Source organism: Nonomuraea sp. NPDC049709 (assembly GCF_040674815.1).
GTDB lineage: Bacteria > Actinomycetota > Actinomycetes > Streptosporangiales > Streptosporangiaceae > Nonomuraea.
In genome coordinates, this window is the sequence record NZ_JBFANM010000006.1 from 59,071 (window position 1) to 75,820 (window position 16,750).

A 16,750-nucleotide genomic window follows, 5' to 3' on the forward strand; every position below is an offset into this window, starting at 1 on the left:
GGGTCCGGCGCGTCGGGGTCGACCCGCTCATGTCACGCTCCGCCCCACATGGGCAGGTCGGCGATGTCGTCGTGCTTCCACGCGAGGTCGTCGTGGACGGCGACGACGCCGTCGATGTTCTCGGCCAGGCGGACGGCGGTGACGGCCTGGCTGTGCTCGGGCAGGGTCCCGGACAGGGTGACCACGCCGTCGGCGACGGTGACCACGAGGCCCTGGCCGTCGGCCCGTACGGTGTCGCGCACGGACGTCTCGATGTCCTTGTCGAGGCGCAGGAAGACCTTGATCAGGTCGCGACGGCTGACGATGCCGGTCAGGCGGCCGTCGGCGTCGACCACGGGCAGGCGCTTGACGCCGTGGCGGTCCATCAGCCGCGCGGCCGACACGATCGGCGTGTCGGGCGTGGTGACGTGGGCGGGCGCGGTCATCAGCTCGCCGGCGGTCTCGCCGAGCGACTTGCGGTAGCCGCTGCCCTCGCTGCCGCTGGTGTGACGGATGCGGGCGCGCAGCGGCGGGCGGTAGCCGTCGCCGTGGTAGCGCTCCTTGAACTCCTCCTTGGCCAGCAGGTCGGCCTCGGAGACGACACCCAGCACGCGGCTGTCGTCATCGAGCACCGGCACACCGCTGACGCCCCTGGTGATGAGCAACTCGGCCACGGTGTGGAAGGAGGCGTTGCGGTTGACGGCGGCGACGTCGGTGGTCATCACGTCCGTGACGGTCATACGCATGGCGGTCAGCTCCTTCGGTATTCCTCTGGACTTGTCTTCTTTCATGACAACTCGGAGCCGGATCGCGATGTAGGGCCGGAAGTCCCGACCGTGGCGGTCGTTGGTCAGCGGTCGGCGGTCAGCGCAGGCGACGGGGCAGCGGCCGTCGATCAGGACGGCCGGCCGCTGGGCGCGTGGCGCCGTCCCGTCGCTGGGCAACCGGCCGCGTGCAGGAGTGCGGCCCTTCTTCGGCGAAACCGTGGGGCAGACAGGTGGGCGTGCGGGTCTGGTGCCGGTGGGCTGGCCGCGCGGGCGGGTGGTCGCGGTCTTCGGTCGCTCAGAGGGCGTGGATGCGGCGGCCGGTGATGTGGTGCGGCACGACGCGGATGTACAGGCGCCGCCGGCCGCCCGCCCAAGGGGTGACGTCGGCCTCGCTCATCCCGGCCGCCTCGGACTCCGGCACGTGGTGGGCGGCGCCCTGGACGAGGACGCTCCAGCCCTCGTGCCGCGCCTCGTCTATCCGGTCCACCTGGAATCCGATCATGATGTCCACGCCCTCGAGCCCGGTCCGCAGATCCCGGTCCATGGGGCCCCCGTGCGCGGTGCGGAACACGATGGCGCCGTCGTGCAGCCGGTAGTTGACCGGCAGCACCGTCGGCCCGTGCGAGCCCGTGAAGGCGACCCGGCCGATGCCTCCCGGCCCGATCAGGCGCAGGCACTCCTCCGGCTCCAGCCCCTCCAGGACGGAGCCGGCCGGCCCGGGACCGGTGCCCGGCGGGCGGTCCCGCCCCCCGCCCAGCAGGTCCTCGACCGTGGTCTCCAGCGCCTTGGCCAGCCGGGTCACCGTGCCCATGTCGGGGGTGCCCAGGTGGGTCTCCAGATACTGTACGTACCCGGCCGACATGTCCGCGCGGTCGGCGACCTCCTCCAGCGTGAGGTCAAGCTTGGTGCGGTGAAAGGTGATGCGACGCCCGAAGTCGCCGTTGCCTGTCATGAGCGTGCCCTCCGTGGTGATGGTCCGACTCGTGGGACGCTACCCAGCCACCCTCATGCCGGACAGGGTCCTTCGGCCCGATCTACGCGCGGATCAGACGGCCGCGGGCCGGCGCGGGCTGCGTGGTCGAGCATGTCGATCGAGGCGTGCCGGTCGAGCGGGACGAGGCCCGCGCCCTCCCGGGAGGCCGCCGTCCGCAGCTCGGTCAGCACCGCGCGGGGCGGGCGGCGGTCGTCGAAGGGCCGGCGGCTGGTGCGGCGCACCGGGATGAGGTCGTACAGCTGCCGCTGCTCCTCCGGTACGCGCAGCATCCCGGTCATGCGCACGGCCGCCAGCAGGCCGGGCTCCTCCTCCGGCGACGGCAGCAGCCACACCATCGGCCGCTGCCCGGCCGTACGCACCGCCAGGCGCAGGTTGAACAGCGCCGCGCCGCAGCTCACGTACTGGTTGCGGCCGCGCGGATCGAGGATCCGCAACCGCCGGTCCGGGTCGGCGAGCAGCTCGACGAACTCGCGGCGGACCACGCGGAAGCGCCACGGCTGGGTGTGTTGAGCACCGACGGCGCCTGCCCGGCCGCCACCACCAGCCGGCGGACACCGAGTTCGGTAGCGAGTGAAGAGGACATCGCACAACTCCTGAGCCCGACGCTTCCGCACCGGCCGGCCCGTGGTGAGTGCCGGACGGTCCCGCCCCCTTCGCCGGAATCGGCGGGAGCGGGCGGAGAGGACCAAGGTCCTTCCGCCGCAGGCCGTACGGCACTGATCAGCGGCAGCCGGAAGCGGTGTGATGAGGGTGCGACAAGGAAGACACGACAGACAAGAGAGGGAGGCCCGCCATGGCCACCACCATCAGCAGGCCCGTGATGGACGCCCGCGTCGCCAAGGCGGCACACGCCCCCGTCGACTACGTCTGGGCGGCGGCCCGGATCTCGATCGGCTGGGTCTTCCTGTGGGCGTTCCTGGACAAGACCTTCGGCTGGGGGCTCGCGACGCCGGCCGCCCGCGCCTGGATCGAGGGCGGCAGCCCGACCACCGGCTTCCTCAAGGGCACCGGCGAGAACGCGCTCGGCGGCTTCTTCTCTGGCCTGGCGGGGCTGGCGTGGGTGGACTGGCTGTTCATGGCCGGCCTGCTCGGCATCGGCCTGGCGCTGGTCCTGGGCATCGGCACCCGGATCGCCGCGATCGCCGGCACGCTGATGCTGGCCCTCATGTGGGCCGCCGAGCTGCCCCTGGCCAACAACCCCTTCATGGACGAGCACATCATCTACGCGATCGTCCTCATCGGCCTCGCCCTCGCCGGCGCGGGAGGCACCCTCGGCCTCGGCAACCTGCCCGTCGTCCGCCGCAACAACTGGCTCAAGTAACCGGCCCGGCGACCCCGCCCACCCCCGCCACGGGGGTGGGCGCTCGTCGTCCGCGCGGGCGATCCCCAGTGCTGCGCTGGAGAAAGGTGGAGGAGGAGACGTGATTCTCGTCGGAAGGAGTCCTGCACCCGTGGGTCGGCGGGTGAGATGGAACAGGTGATCGACATCCGCCCGGAGATCGTGACCGGTTTCGAGCCGGCCCCGATCCGAGAGCCGGCCGGCGACGGTCAGGCGCCCGCGTCCAGGTCGATGAGGGCCAGGCCGGTGCGGGGGTCGTGGCGGCGGCGCAGGTACCTGGGCGACTGGGTGACGATCACCTCCAGGGTGGGGAACACCTCGCCGCTGATCAGGTGCCCGCCGCGCGCCGCCCCGTCCGGCAGCCCGACCACCACGTGGCGTGCAGCTGAGGGGCCCGGCCGTTCTCGGCCATCGCGAAATCGCCTATCAGGGCGAGCACCTCGGTCTGCTGATCGAGCGGGATGTGACGGTAGTCCTGGACCTCCGGGTCGAAGAAGCCCAGCGTGACCCTGCGGAACCCGCCGATGCCGGTCAGGCGGGCGGCCCGGATGCCGGTTCGCGCCGCCCACTCGGTGAGACCGTCCACCACCTGCTCGCCCTGGTCGAACACGACCACGTACGTCTGTTCCACATCGAACGCAAGCTGCTTCGCACGCATGCCGCCCCCCTGCCCCGACGGCCCGGCCCGAACCTGACCGCCGGCCGCACGTGACGCTCGCGGCCGGACGCGCTCACCGGGTCAGGTCCAGCGACAGGGCCGGGTCGAGCGCCAGCGTGGCCACCGCCAGGCCGAGGAACACGTTCGCCAGCCCGAACATCGGCGAGTAGTCGCTGACGCGCGCGTGGGTGTAGAGGGCGCAGGTGAAGTAGAGCACGAGGCCCGCGGCCGCCGCCGTGCCGATGACCGGCACGCCGAGCAGGCCAAGGGCCAGGCCCAGCGCGGCGAGCGCCTTGAGGGCGCCGATCGGCCACACCAGCCAGCGTTCGGGCACGCCGGCGTTGGCGAGCGCGGGCCCGAGCACCCGCATGACGGGCTCGAGCCGGGTCATGGCCGCGAACCCCGAGAACGTGTTCGCGGCGATGGTCACCAGGGCGGTGACGGCATAGGCGGCTGACATGGACGTGATCAGTCCCGGAACGCGCGGGCGTGGTCGGCCGCCCAGTCGGCGAAGGTACGCGCGGGGCGGCCGAGGACCTTCTCCACGTCACCCGTCGCGAGGTGCTGCGGCCGTTCGGCGTAGGCGGCGTACCTGGCCATCAGGGCTCGTACGAACGGCTCGGGCAGCCCGATCCCGACCAGGTGCGCGATGTGATGATCCGGCGAGACCTCCTCGAAGCGCAGCGGCCGGCCGAGGACCTCGCCGAGGACGGTCACCGCCTCCCGGTGAGTGAGCGTGTGCGGCCCGGTGACCTCCAGCCTGCGGCCCGCCTGCTCGTCGGTGAGCAGCGCGCGGGCCGCGACCTCGGCCAGGTCCCGCTCGTCGAGCAGCGCCTCCTGGAACCCCGCGTGGACGTACCGGACCACGTCGCCGGTCCGGATCTGGTGGCCCCACGCCTGGAGCAGGTTGCCGCAGAAGGAGCTGGCCCGCAGGCTCGTCCAGGACAGGCCGCTGGCCACGGCCGCCTCCTCGGCCTCCTTGTTCCGGTCGCCCCGCAGACGGGAGGGCTGCAGCTCGTACGGGTCGTCGATGTTCATCGCCGACAGGGCGACCACCCGCTCCGCGCCCCGCTCCCGGGCCAGGGCGAGCAGGGCGTCCGGCGACTCGCCGAAGGTACGCGGGTGCAGGAAGACGGCCCGGACGCCGTCGAGATGGCCGGCGAGGCTTCCGGGCCGCGCCGGGTCACCCTGGACGACCTCCACACCCGCCGGGAGGCCGGCGGCCCCGGGCGTACGGCTGACGGCACGCACCTTCGCGCCCTGGCCGGCGAGCCGTTCCACGATCAGACGCCCGACGGCGCCGGTGGCCCCGGTGATCAGAATCATCGTGTTCCCCTTGGTTCAGTGAGCTTTGTTCGGACGGAACCTGAGAGGCCACCGGCGGCCGGAGTGTGACACCGCCCCTGAAACTTTCACCAGCGGCGCCGGCCAGCCGAACCGGCCGAGAACCCGTCACTGCCCTGCTGGCAGCCGGAACGACCCGGAAAGGGCGGCGCCGAGCCCTCGCCCGGATCACTCGCACTGGGAACAGAAGAGGCGAATGGCAGTGAGCCGGGAAAGACACACCAAGTCACGCAAAACTACGCGGAGGCGGGCATGACCGATTCCGAGTTGAGCAGGAGGCGCCTGCTGACGGCGAGCGGCGGAGCCGCCGCAGGAGCCCTCGTCCCGGTGGCCCCGGAGGCCGCCCCGGTCGCGGCCGGGCCCACGCTGACCCGGCTGGGCGACACCGTGCTCGACCCGGCAGCCCTGTACCTCGTCTCCTACGACGGACTGGTCAACGTCGAGTCGTTCCAGCTCAACGGCATCATGACGCACGCCGGGCAGCAGTACGCCGCCTGGTACACCGCCACCCGCGACGTCCGGATCGCCCGCCGCACCCTGTCGGGCGGGGCATGGCAGGCGATCACGCTGCCGCACCGGCTCAGCGTGAACGACTCGCACAACGTCATCTGCCTGGGCATCTCACCCGCCGACGGCCGGCTGCACGTGGCCATGGACACCCACAACAGCACGATCTACTACACGAAGTCGGACGCGGGCCTCGCGGCGGGCGGCACCTGGTCGGCCGCCCGTTTCGGCCCGGTGCAACGCAGCCTCGACGGAGTCTCCCTGGGCGCCGTCACGTATCCGCAGTTCGTCGTGGCGCCATCGGGCCGGCTGCAGCTGTTCTACCGTACGGGCGGCTCCGGCAACGGCACGAACGAGCTGGCCGAGTACACGCCGAGCGGCTGGACGAAACTGGGCAAGTGGTCGTCGGCCACCGGCTCCTACACCCACAACGGCGCCACCAGCACGACCCGCAACATGTACGTGCACGGCCTGACCTACCACGGCAACCGCCTGCACGTGGCCTTCACCTGGCGCGAGGGCAACACCGCCGTCCTGTGCAACCCGGGCGGGCTCGCCAACCACGACACGGGTTACGTCTACAGCGACGACCAGGGCCGCACCTGGCGCAACGGCGCGGGCACCCAGGTGGGCACGACCGGCGGGACCCTCGTGTCGATCACCTCACCGGGCCTGATCGCCGACCCGCTCACCGTCGACCACGGCCTGATGAACCAGGAGAGCCAGGCCGTCGACTCCACCGGCCGCCCGCACGTGATCATCAGCTACGTCCCGGGCCGCTTCACCCAGTGCGTGTCGTCGTACGCGGCTCAACGCCGCACGTACGGCCGGGTCTTCCACGTACGGCGGGACTCCGCCGGCGCCTGGCACAAGCGCGAGCTCCCGGTTCCCCCGAACTCCACGGGCCGCTCCCGCCTGGTCTTCGACACCGCCGACAACGCGTACGTGGTGCTGCCGTTCGGCCGGGTGGCGGCAGCGAGCGCCGCTTCCGGCTGGACGGACTGGAGCCTGATCTTCGACGCGGCCGGCCTGAACGCCTTCGGTGAAGTCACCATCGACTACCCGCGCGCGACCGCCGAACGCATCCTCTCGATCATGTACCAACAGACCTCCACCACCCCGACCCCCTCGCCCCTACGCGTCCTCGACCTCCGCCTGGGCCCATAGCCCAACACCCCCACCAGGCAGGATCGAACATCAACCCCCCGAAGACCCTGTCTAGTACGTACCACCACGACCCCCCGGTTCACTCTTATGCCAGGTAACGGGGTATCCGAGGTAACCGCGATAAGCCATCCCACAATGGGGCAATGGCATACCCTCCACAGCCCCACCACCCGCAGGACCCGTGGGGCCAGCAGGCGCAGGAACCGCCCCAGGAGCACGGCCGGTCCGGATACGGCCGGCCGTCGTCCGGCCAGGCAAGCCCGCCACCCGGCTACGGACCGCCGGGCACCGGCCGCCCCCAGAACCCCGGCCGCCCGGGACCCGGCCCACAACCGCGGCAGGGAGGCCCGCCACCACCCCCCAACCCCTTGGACTGGCCGACCCAGTACGGCAAGGGCGACCCCTACGGCCTCCCCACCGACCGCCACGGCCTCCCGCAGGACTCCTACGGTGTCCCCTCTGGCCGCCACGGCCTCCCGCAGGACTCCTACGGCCTTCCCCCTGATCATCACGGCCTCCCGCAGGACTCCTACGGTGTCCCCTCCGACCGTCACGGCATCCCGCAGGACCCCTACGGCCTCCCCCAGGACCTCTACGACTACGGCCGGCCGCCCAAACGCAACAGCGCTCTGATCATCGCGTTGTCCGTCGGCCTGGGAGTCCTCCTGCTCGGCGGCGGCACGATCGGCGCGGTGACCTACGTCAAGTCCTCCGCCTCCGAGCGCGGCACCGCCCTGCCCAGCGGCGCGACCTCGTTACCCACCACGGCCCCCTGGCAGTCCGACTCCCCGGCGGCCGACCCGACCACCGATCCAAGCGACCCGACCACTGATCCGGGTGACCCGACCGCCGATCCGGCCGAGCCGGGCACCGAGCCCACGGGCAGCCCGCCCACCTCGTCACGGGCCCAGCCGGGATCGCCGATAGCCCACACCGAGTTCGACGACTGGAAGTTCGCCCTGAGCGGCGTCAAGTTCGACGCCAACAAGGTCGCCGGCTGGACCTACGACACCTGCGACCCGGTGGACGCCCAAGGCGTGCTGGCCAAGAACAAGTGCGAGCGCGCCGTCCAGGTCGCCTACTCCGCCTACCGGGGGCACCTCAAGGCGGTGCAGGTGATGATGGCGTTCCCGACGGACAAGGCCGCCAGGACCGCCGCCACGCGCCTGGCCAAGGTCCCCGCGGACTCGGTGAACATCCGCAGGGACATGGCCCTCGCCAACTTCTCGTACGGGAAGATCCGCACCAACGTGTCGAAGAAGTACGTGGTCGTCACGATCGTCACCGCGGACAAGACGGCCCGTTCCAAGGCCGACAAGTTCCACCTCTACATGCAGGCCGACGCCGTCAGCTATTTCCTGCTGCGCGACCTCACCATCACCAGCTGACCGCGCCACCCGCCCGGCGTGCGATCGATCGGTGGGCGGGCCGCCCGCACCGGCTGACGCCCGCACCGATGACGCCCGCACCGGCTGACGCCCGCACCGGCTGACGCCCGCACCGGCTGACGCCCGCACCGGCTGACGCCCGCACCGGCTGACGCCCGCACCGGATACGGGGCAGCCAGCGAGACGCCGGATAACAGAGCCCGACGGCGACCCCAGCCCGGAGGGATGGGCCGGAGTCGCCGTCCGGGGGAGTGCCGGCCGTCAGGCGCAGGTGTATCCGGACGGCAGTGCGGTGCTGCCGTTCGGGCGGGTCGCCTGGAAGCCGACGCTGGCGGTGGCCGCCCCGGGCGCGAGGGTGCCGTTGTGCCCGGTGTTCCTGATGGTCACGGTCTGCCCGCTGACCGTGGTGGTGCCGTTCCACGAGCCGGTCAGCGTGTGCCCGGCCGGCAGCGTGAAGGTGACGGTCCATCCGGTGATCGCCGAGGTGCCGGTGTTGGTGACGGTCAGCGGCTGGATGACGTACCCGGTGGCCCACTGGGTCTGTACGGTCGGGACGGCCGTGCAGCCTCCGGTGGACGAGCCGGGCTGGGTGGTGACCTCGGCGGTGCTCGAGACGGGCGAGAGGTTGCCCGCCGCGTCCCGGGCCCTGACCTGGTAGCGGTAGGCGGTGCTCGGGGTCAGGCCCGTGTCCGCGTACGTGGTCGTGGCCGAGGTGCCGACCTGGCTGAACGCGCCCGCGCCCGAGGCACGCAGGACGTCGTAGCGGGCGACGCCGTTGTCGTCCGTCGAGGCCGTCCAGCTCAGGCTCGTGCCCGTGGACGTGGTGCCCGAGGCCGCCAGGCCGGCCGGGGCGGTCGGCGGCGAGGTGTCGCCGCCGGTGGTGGGCGTGGTGAACGTGACGGGCTGGGAGTTGCCGGACAGGTTGCCCGCGCCGTCACGCGCCCGTACGTACACCTGGTACCGGGTGTTCGCGGTCAGCCCGGTGAGGGTGATCGAGCTGGTGGTGGACTGGCCGAGTTGCGGGTCGGTGGCGCCCTGCTCGCGGTAGACGTTGTAGCCGGCCAGCCCGGAACCGCCCTGGTCCGTGGAGGCCGCCCAGGTCAGCGTGGCACTGGTGGCGGTGACGCCGGACGCGGCCGGGGTGCCCGGCGTGCTCGGCGCGGTGGTGTCGCCGGAGTCGCCGAGGGCCGGGGTCGTCCAGTCGCGCCACTCGGCCAGGTTGCCGCTCGCCCTGGACGAGATCCTCATCGCGCCGGGCGCGCTGCCGGTCTTCAGGAGGAACTTCTGGATGTTCTGCTGCAGCGGGGTCCGCCATTCGGCCCTGCTGGCGCAGTGGCTGCCGTCCTGGACGTCGGACCAGTACGTGATGTTCTCGCCCGCGCCGAGCGCCTTGTAGACCTCCGCTCCGCCCAGGGCCGCCACGCTCGCCGATCTGGGCCCCAGGTTGGCGATGTGGGGGTTGTCCATGACGAACAGCCCGCGCGGCGCGACCATGGCCACGATCTCGTGCGTGTCCACCGGCAGCCTGGCCGGACTGCCGGTGAAGGAGCCGAACGCGTCACCCAGCCACGGCTGCTCGCCGTACGCGCTGCTCAGGCTCTGGGCGCCTTCCCCGGGGATCCCGCGGAAGATGGGCACGCCGGCGCTGCCCGACTCGATCGGCATGGTCAGGGCGATGCGCTGATCGAACGCACCCGTCACGAAGGCGCCCTTCCCGAACCGGGAGCAGCCCGTGACGCCGGTCGCGTCGGCCTTGAGGATGCCGCCGCCCGACTGCTCGAGAACGTCGATGATCCGGCTCACACCCCAGGCCCAGGCCAGCAGGAGCCCGGTGCTGCTCGAGGAGCCGTAGATGCTGTAGAACGCGCCTTGCTTGTTGTTGCGCGGCGTGCCCTCCCGCCCGACCGCGTAGGGGTCGTAGCTGATGACGGCGGCGCCGGCCGCTCTGATGGCGGCCGTGTCCGCGCCGAAGCCGCCCAGGACGACGACGGCCGGGAAGGGCCCGGTGCCGCTCGGCAACTCCACGCTCGCCGAGAAGCTGGAGCTCCTGCCGTTGTGGCTCACGTTCACGGTGATGCCGGTTCGCGAGACCGTACCCGTGACGCTGGACGGCTTCACGGGCTTCTCGCCGTAGACGAACTTCTCGGCCAGCCTCTTGATCTCTTCCCGCCGGCACCGCCAGTCGGCCTTGGCGGCGATACGCGTACCGTCCAGCTTCCTGAAGGGGTCGGGCAGCCTGGAGTCGGTGGGCAGGGATCCCGCGTCGGGCAGGCCGGTCACCGCGCAGTCGGCACCCTCGTTCTCGACTCCGGCGGCCGCGGCGGCCTCGGTGGGGGTCACCGTCACCGTGCCGGCGACCGAGAGCGCCGCCGCCACCGCCAGCGCGACGACCCTGGAACGGGTCTTGGAGCGGGCCAAGCTGATGATCACCAGGGCTCTCCCTTCCGGGTGGGGTGTTGGCGATCAGTCTGGGAATCGATCCGAAACATGTCAACGCATGGGTCGAAATATTTCGGACATCAGCTTGGTGGTGTGCAATTGACATGGGAAAACGCAAATGTACTAATCCGATAGTTTCGGAAATTAGCTGAAATAGCGAGAGGTGGGCCACGGATGGCCAACCTCTCCGAAAATTTCGGTGACGCGCGGCCATGGCCGCGCGTCACCTCACCTCACCTCGGACCCGTCACGGGTTGCCGGACCGGCAGGTCGCCAGGGTGCGGAACTCGACGGACGCCCCGGTGGCGTCAGAGATCACCGATCGGATGTCGTACCGGAAGGGGGGCTGGCAGCCGATCCCCACGAAGGTCCTGTCGTCGAACGACGGCACGCGGTTGCCGTCGAGGAACCAGCGGATCGAGACCGGCGCGACCGCACCGCTGAAGGCCACCTGGCAGAGGAACCGCCGCGCGAGCGCCTCGCAGCCACCGCCGGTCAGGGTCAGCGCCATCATGCTCGCCGAGCCGGCCGACGTGGTCGTCGCGGCCGAGGCCGGCGAGGTGAGCGCGGCCGGGAACATCAGCATCCCGGCAGCGGCGAGCGAAGCGATCTTGTACGACTTGCGCATTCCTGTCTCCTTTTGGAGTGATGACGGAATCGGATGTCGCGTTCGACGGGTGAGCCGTCTCATCATTTGCTTCGCCGCCGCGGGGCCCCTGGATGACGAGCGAACCGGGCACCCGGCCAGCCGCCGGGAGACCCTGGGATATATTCGAATATTGGGGGAGCGAACCATCGTCATCGGGGGGTTGCGATGGTGGGAGACCTGCCGCTCCGGCGCCGGCCGGGCGTCGTCCGCCCGTGGTCGCCGTCGCCGCCGATGCGGCGCGAGGAGGTGATCCATGAGGCCGTGAACGACCGTATGCCCGTCACTTCCGAACGAGGGAGACGAACGCCATGCCTGGTAACAGAGGAGTCATGTACGAAGGCCCAGGCAAGGTCGAAGTAAACGAGATCGACTACCCCGGATTCGAGCTCAAGGACGGCCCCGGGGTCAATCCGGCGAACGTCGGCCGCAAGTTGCCGCACGCCGCGATCATCAAGACGGTCGCCACCAACATCTGCGGCAGCGACCAGCACATGGTCCGCGGCCGCACCACGGCGCCACAGGGGCTCGTCCTCGGTCATGAGATCACCGGCGAGGTCGTCGAGACCGGTTCTGACGTGGAGTTCATCAAGACCGGCGACCTCGTGTCCGTGCCGTTCAACATCGCCTGCGGCCGCTGCCGCAACTGCAAGGAGGGCAAGACCGGAATCTGCGAGAACGTCAACCCGGACCGGCCCGGCTCGGCGTACGGCTACGTCGACATGGGCGGCTGGGTCGGCGGCCAGGCCGACTACGCCCTCGTTCCCTACGCCGACTGGAACCTGCTGAAGTTCCCCGACAAGGACCGGGCGATGGAGAAGATCCTCGACCTGGCCATGCTCGCGGACATCTTCCCGACGGGGTTCCACGGCTGCGTGACCGCGGGGGTGAAGCCGGGGTCCACCGTCTACGTCGCCGGCGCCGGCCCGGTCGGGCTGGCCGCGGCCGCCTCGGCGTACCTGCTGGGGGCCGCCGTGGTGATCGTCGCCGACCTGAACAAGGAGCGGCTGGACCAGGCGCACAGCTTCGGCTGCGAGACCATCAACGTCGCCATGGGCGAGCCGAAGGACCAGATCCTGCAGATCCTCGGTGCGCCGGAGGTCGACTGCGGCGTCGACGCGGTCGGTTTCGAGGCCCGCGGACACGGCCACGAGTCGGGGGCGGAGCATCCCGCCACCGTGCTCAACACGCTGATGGACGTCACCAGGGCCGGCGGCGCGCTCGGCATTCCCGGCCTGTACGTGACGGGAGACCCCGGCGCGGCGGACGAGGCCGCCCAGCACGGCGCGCTGTCCATCCGGATCGGCCTCGGCTGGGCGAAGTCGCACAGCTTCGCCACCGGCCAGTGCCCGGTCATGCGCTACAACCGGCAGCTCATGCAGGCGATCCTGCACGACCGGGTGCAGATCGCGAAGGCGGTCAACGCCACGCCGATCCCGCTCGACCAGGCGCCGCGGGGCTACCACGAGTTCGACGAGGGGGCCGCCCGCAAGTACGTGCTCGACCCGCACGGCATGCTCGGCACAGCGGCCTGACCCACGTCGCCGGAGGCCGCGCCGTCATCGGCGGCCTCCGGCGCAGGTTCGGCTCATCGGGAGCGGCCGGCGGGTGGTCCGGCTCATCGAAAGCCCTGCCCGGCCGCCGTCGGCGGGGTGTCCGGCAGGTTCGCGCACAGCGCGTCCTTCGCTGCGGGCGGCTCGTTGGTGTCCAGCCGGCCGCAGCGTACGACGGGACGCGCATGACCCCACGGCGCCCTCGCCACCCTCATGATGGCGATCGCCTTGTCCGTGGGCGTGTGCCGTTCCGTGGCGTTGAAGTCCACCACGCCGCTGGACCCCGCCCACGCGGCCTCCCCTGACGTGCGGGCCAGCCGGTACAGGATGTCGCCCCGGCTGGGCAGCCGCTGGTCCTCCAGCCCGCCCGCCGTGCTGGCCGCGCGGTAGGCGTCGTTCGCCGCCCGGTAGACCACGTTGACGGCGTCGTACGTGAGGATGAGGTTGTCGTCGGAACGCGTCGCGTGGGCGCCGTTCAGCAGCTTGCTGACGAAGGCGGTGGCCGAGTCGCGCTCCCACAACAACCGGCTCGCCAGCGTCAGGTGATAGACCTCGACCCGCTTCATGTCCGCGATCTCGTCGCCGTGGTCGCTCACCACCTTGACGACGTCGTCGCCCGCGACGACCTTCACCTTGCCGCAGGCCTGCCCCTCGATCGCGGTGAGGAAGGCGCGGAACTCCGACGCGCGCCCCGCGTAGACGAGCACGTCCGGCCGCAGCCGGCACGCCTTCTGCGCCGCCGCCGAGATGCCGCCCTCGTCCACCGTGTACGGGATCCGCTCCTTGACCCGGACCCGCTCGGCCTTGAGCGCCTGCTCGAAGTCGTCGGCCAGGTTGTTGGTGTACTCGTCGCTCGGCGACCGGTCCTCCACGATGGCCGCGGCGGGTTCGTCAAGCTTCGGGAAGAGAGTTTTCTGGACGAACCGGGCGCCCAGCGTCGCCTGGCGGTAGTTCGTCGGCGCCACGTGGAAGAAGTAGGGGGAGGGATTGTCCGGATCGGGGGACGTGTCGTCCTTCTTGACGTAACCGAGCCTGTCGGCGGTCGCCGTGCTCGCCACCATCGGGATCTTCGCGAGGTGCAGCTCCTTGATCGCCTGGCTGACGCCGCTCACGCTGCGCGGCAGGCCCACGACCGCCATCACGTGCGGGTCCTGGGCGGCCATCTCGGTGATGAGCCGCGCCGTCCGCTGCCCGTGCACGAAGTTGTCGCCCGCGTTCGCGATCAGGATGCGTAACCGGGGGGTGCTGGTGACCGTCCGCTGGTATTCCTCGACCGCCGCGAGCTCGGAGACGGCGGCGGGAAGGCGGGTGTCGTCCGGCGCGGTCTTCCGGATCGAGAACTCGCCGAACAGGACCATGCTGACGTATCGTCCCGAGCTCGTCGCGTAGACGTTGTTCGCGTCGATCTTCTTGATCAGGTCCTTCACCTCGCCCTCGAACAGGCCGTCGGGCGTGGCCCGGGTCGCGTTGACGATGCCGACGCACTCGCCCGCGATCCGCTCGGCCCAGAGCAGGCCGCCGCAGTGCTCGTCCCGGTCGCGCTGGATCCAGCCGACCAGCGCGAGCGGCACGACGAGCAGCAGCGCCATCACCGCCCAGTAGGTCCGGGCCCGCGCGCGGTGCGGCTGCGGCGGCCGGTACGCGGGCGTGCCCTCGGGCGGCGCCGTCGCCTCGACGGCCACGCGCAGGTCGGGGACGCCCAACCGGGCCGCGCCGCGCCACCGCCTGACGACCTCCTCCAGGTTGTCCAGATTCTCGGGCCGCGCCTGCGGCCTGGACGGGATCTCCGGCACGGCCGCCAGCACCACCATCGGGGCGAGCAGCCCGCTCTTCTTGGTGATCTCCTCGATCAGGCCCAGGAACCGCGCGTTGGTGCCCTGGGGATCGTCCACCTGCACGGCCAGCAGCGCGTACAGGCCCCTGCCCCAGCTCGGCCAGGGGATGATCCACTTCTTGTACGCGTCGCGCAGGTCCTGCATCATCGCGTGGACCAGCAACTCCTCGACCTCCTCGGCCGGCGAGTTCGCCAGGCGCAGGGCGTACTGGGGGAGCCGTTCGAAGCGTTTCCTGCGCAGGGCGGGCGTCGTGCGGAGCCAGCGCATGAACAGCGAGCCCCGGATCGACAACATGCCCTGCGCCGCGGTGCCGGCCAGGGCCACCAGGGCGCCGAACAGCCAGGGGATGACGCCGACCAGGTCGGAGGCGCCGCCGACCCACCACACGGCCAGGGTGCCGACCGGCACCCAGGTCGTGGCGGCCCGCGTGAGGAAGTCCGCCGACGTCCTGACCCCGCGGTCGCCGCCGCTGCTGCGCCTGCGCCAGGACTTGAGGCGTTTCCTGAACTCGCGGTAGCCGGTGTGGGACTGCGGCTCGGGTGGCCAGGTGCCCGTCTCCGGTGGCGGCAGGTCGCGCTGTTCCCTCGCCCACAGCACGAACTGGGCGAGCGGGAACCGGGGCGGCGGCAGGAGCGACCCGCCGACCGGTTTGCCCAGCTGGCCGTGCTCGCCCGCCAGCGATTTCACCAGGTCGAGGACGGAGGCGTGCTCGCCGTCCTTGACGAAGGCGTACGGCACGCAGTCCTCGAACGGTTCGGCCAGCTGCTGGATCGCGGCGACCGCCTGGTCACCGGTCACCAGCACGGTGGGGAGCGGCGGATCCGCGCGCCAGAACGCGGGCCGGCGGATCAACCCTTCGATGACACTTCGCAAATCGGCCACCTGGACACTCCTCGGCCGGCATCTATCCCGTGCCTGGTGAACGAACAACCAACGGAAGTGGTTCATCATGTCTCAGGATCCGGGCCGCGGCCAGGCTGACGTTTACGCCGCGACCAGGCTGACTTTTACGCCGGGACTCGGCGAGTCCCGGCGTAAGCCCGGCGGGTCAGCCCACGGTGAGGGACGGCAGCGGGTTCATCAGGAAGAACGGCGCGGCGAAACGCGTCAGCCAATTCTCGAAGATCCGCATGTTGTTCTTCCGGATGCGCTGGTCCGCCTCGCGAAGCTCGGTCAGGAAATCCTCGAAGTCGGCCTCGCCGGGCCCGATGATCCCTTCGCTCGCAAGGGTGTCACGTCGCATTCTGGCCAAGGGGATGAGATGGTCTGCGGCCACCTCGGGGTGCGGCTGGAAGGTCCGCACCTGCGAGCCGAACGCCAGCGCCTCGTGCCGATAGTGGCTGCTGAACGCGAGCTCGGTGGCCTGCCCATGTTGCCCTTGCGGAAGCCGGGTCGCCACGTCGACATGAGAGGTGAACAACTCGAACGTGTCGGGCAGGCCGGCGAAGAGCGGATCCTGCCGGCCGGCCGCGGTCAGCCGCAACTCCTCGATGCCGACCCTGCGGCCGTTCGCGCCCGCCCCGACGTCGCCGCCGAGCGCCATGACCTGCGCCTGGTGGGACCAGCAGATGTGCAACTGCGGAATGCCCTGCCGGAGCGCGGACCGGTAGAACTCCTTGGTCCGGTAGATCCAGCGCAGATCCTCGTAGGCGGCGTGCACCGACCCGCCGCCGATGATCCCGTGCGCCTCGATCGTGCCGGGCAGGTCCGCGCCGTCGGCCACGTCGACGACGTCTATCTGCGACCCGGCGAGCCGGGCCACGGAGGCGATCCACTCACCGTAGGGGCGCAGGCCGAGCTCGGTCAGGAGCTTTCCCTCCTGCGGATTGACGACCAGGATCCGCATCCGCTCCCTAACACGGAGCATGGACCGGGGATTCGCTTGCCGGGCAGTGTCGAACCCGGCCTCCGCGGCTATTAATCCCATGCCATCGACTCCATCCGTGAGAAATCTTGAGACAGTTCACGCCGACCGGGCCCGGCCCTGATCACCGGCCGACCGCAGACGAATGGTTCGCGAAATACAAGGCCATGCCCCCGCTGCCTTTCGCGGCTCTCGTGGCGCTCAAGCAAATATGAGCTTTATTACGCTCCCGGGAGCCCCGCAGCATTTCGCGTCACAAACGATGCCACA

General features: G+C 70.9%; 14 protein-coding genes. 4 read left to right on the forward strand and 10 right to left on the reverse strand.

The window, feature by feature from the left end:
* Positions 1-32 precede the first annotated feature (32 nt).
* From AB0J69_RS07630 to AB0J69_RS07640, 3 genes are all read right to left on the reverse strand, one after another.
* Positions 33-725: a CBS domain-containing protein gene (locus AB0J69_RS07630; protein WP_364113981.1), complete on the reverse strand. Its 693-nt coding sequence runs from the start codon at positions 723-725 to the stop codon at positions 33-35.
* Between the two features lie 316 nt (positions 726-1,041).
* Complete coding sequence (locus AB0J69_RS07635; RefSeq protein WP_364113983.1) at positions 1,042-1,698, reverse strand: pyridoxamine 5'-phosphate oxidase family protein; 657 nt, start codon at positions 1,696-1,698, stop codon at positions 1,042-1,044.
* A 53-nt stretch (positions 1,699-1,751) separates the two neighbouring features.
* A complete protein-coding gene (locus tag AB0J69_RS07640; protein ID WP_364113985.1) occupies positions 1,752-2,222 on the reverse strand; it encodes a hypothetical protein in 471 nt (156 codons plus the stop codon).
* A gap of 311 nt (positions 2,223-2,533) precedes the next feature.
* Here AB0J69_RS07640 and AB0J69_RS07645 point away from each other — a divergent pair, with 311 nt between their 5' ends.
* Positions 2,534-3,061, forward strand: coding sequence for a hypothetical protein (locus AB0J69_RS07645; RefSeq protein WP_364113987.1), 528 nt, complete (start codon positions 2,534-2,536; stop codon positions 3,059-3,061).
* A gap of 346 nt (positions 3,062-3,407) precedes the next feature.
* Here the strand turns inward: AB0J69_RS07645 and AB0J69_RS07650 are convergent, their stop codons facing one another.
* The 3 genes from AB0J69_RS07650 to AB0J69_RS07660 all read right to left on the reverse strand — a co-directional run bounded on the left by AB0J69_RS07650 (position 3,408) and on the right by AB0J69_RS07660 (position 5,063).
* Positions 3,408-3,737 carry a PPC domain-containing DNA-binding protein gene (locus AB0J69_RS07650; protein WP_364113989.1) on the reverse strand — a complete coding sequence of 110 codons (330 nt, stop codon included), beginning with the start codon at positions 3,735-3,737 and terminating at the stop codon, positions 3,408-3,410.
* 73 nt (positions 3,738-3,810) lie between these two features.
* Positions 3,811-4,197, reverse strand: coding sequence for a DoxX family protein (locus AB0J69_RS07655; RefSeq protein WP_364113990.1), 387 nt, complete (start codon positions 4,195-4,197; stop codon positions 3,811-3,813).
* A gap of 8 nt (positions 4,198-4,205) precedes the next feature.
* Positions 4,206-5,063 (reverse strand): NAD(P)H-binding protein, encoded by an 858-nt coding sequence (locus tag AB0J69_RS07660; RefSeq protein ID WP_364113991.1) that lies wholly within the window; start codon positions 5,061-5,063, stop codon positions 4,206-4,208.
* Positions 5,064-5,333: 270 nt separating this feature from the next.
* On the opposite strand from AB0J69_RS07660, the gene AB0J69_RS07665 reads away from it, so the two are divergent.
* Together AB0J69_RS07665 and AB0J69_RS07670 are read left to right on the forward strand one after the other, a co-directional pair.
* Positions 5,334-6,755, forward strand: coding sequence for a BNR repeat-containing protein (locus AB0J69_RS07665; protein WP_364113993.1), 1,422 nt, complete (start codon positions 5,334-5,336; stop codon positions 6,753-6,755).
* A gap of 143 nt (positions 6,756-6,898) precedes the next feature.
* On the forward strand, positions 6,899-8,143 hold the full coding sequence (locus AB0J69_RS07670; RefSeq protein ID WP_364113995.1) for a hypothetical protein: 1,245 nt from the start codon (positions 6,899-6,901) through the stop codon (positions 8,141-8,143).
* Positions 8,144-8,404: 261 nt separating this feature from the next.
* Here the strand turns inward: AB0J69_RS07670 and AB0J69_RS07675 are convergent, their stop codons facing one another.
* On the reverse strand, positions 8,405-10,573 hold the full coding sequence (locus AB0J69_RS07675; RefSeq protein WP_364113997.1) for a fibronectin type III domain-containing protein: 2,169 nt from the start codon (positions 10,571-10,573) through the stop codon (positions 8,405-8,407).
* 256 nt (positions 10,574-10,829) lie between these two features.
* Positions 10,830-11,210, reverse strand: coding sequence for a hypothetical protein (locus tag AB0J69_RS07680; RefSeq protein WP_364113999.1), 381 nt, complete (start codon positions 11,208-11,210; stop codon positions 10,830-10,832).
* A gap of 329 nt (positions 11,211-11,539) precedes the next feature.
* Here AB0J69_RS07680 and fdhA point away from each other — a divergent pair, with 329 nt between their 5' ends.
* Positions 11,540-12,763: a formaldehyde dehydrogenase, glutathione-independent gene (gene fdhA / locus AB0J69_RS07685; protein WP_364114001.1), complete on the forward strand. Its 1,224-nt coding sequence runs from the start codon at positions 11,540-11,542 to the stop codon at positions 12,761-12,763.
* Positions 12,764-12,846: 83 nt separating this feature from the next.
* On the opposite strand, the gene AB0J69_RS07690 is transcribed toward fdhA, so the two are convergent.
* Together AB0J69_RS07690 and AB0J69_RS07695 are read right to left on the reverse strand one after the other, a co-directional pair.
* On the reverse strand, positions 12,847-15,498 hold the full coding sequence (locus AB0J69_RS07690) for an ABC transporter substrate-binding protein (RefSeq protein WP_364114003.1): 2,652 nt from the start codon (positions 15,496-15,498) through the stop codon (positions 12,847-12,849).
* 166 nt (positions 15,499-15,664) lie between these two features.
* Positions 15,665-16,462 carry a type 1 glutamine amidotransferase gene (locus tag AB0J69_RS07695; protein WP_364114005.1) on the reverse strand — a complete coding sequence of 266 codons (798 nt, stop codon included), beginning with the start codon at positions 16,460-16,462 and terminating at the stop codon, positions 15,665-15,667.
* Positions 16,463-16,750: the final 288 nt, after the last annotated feature.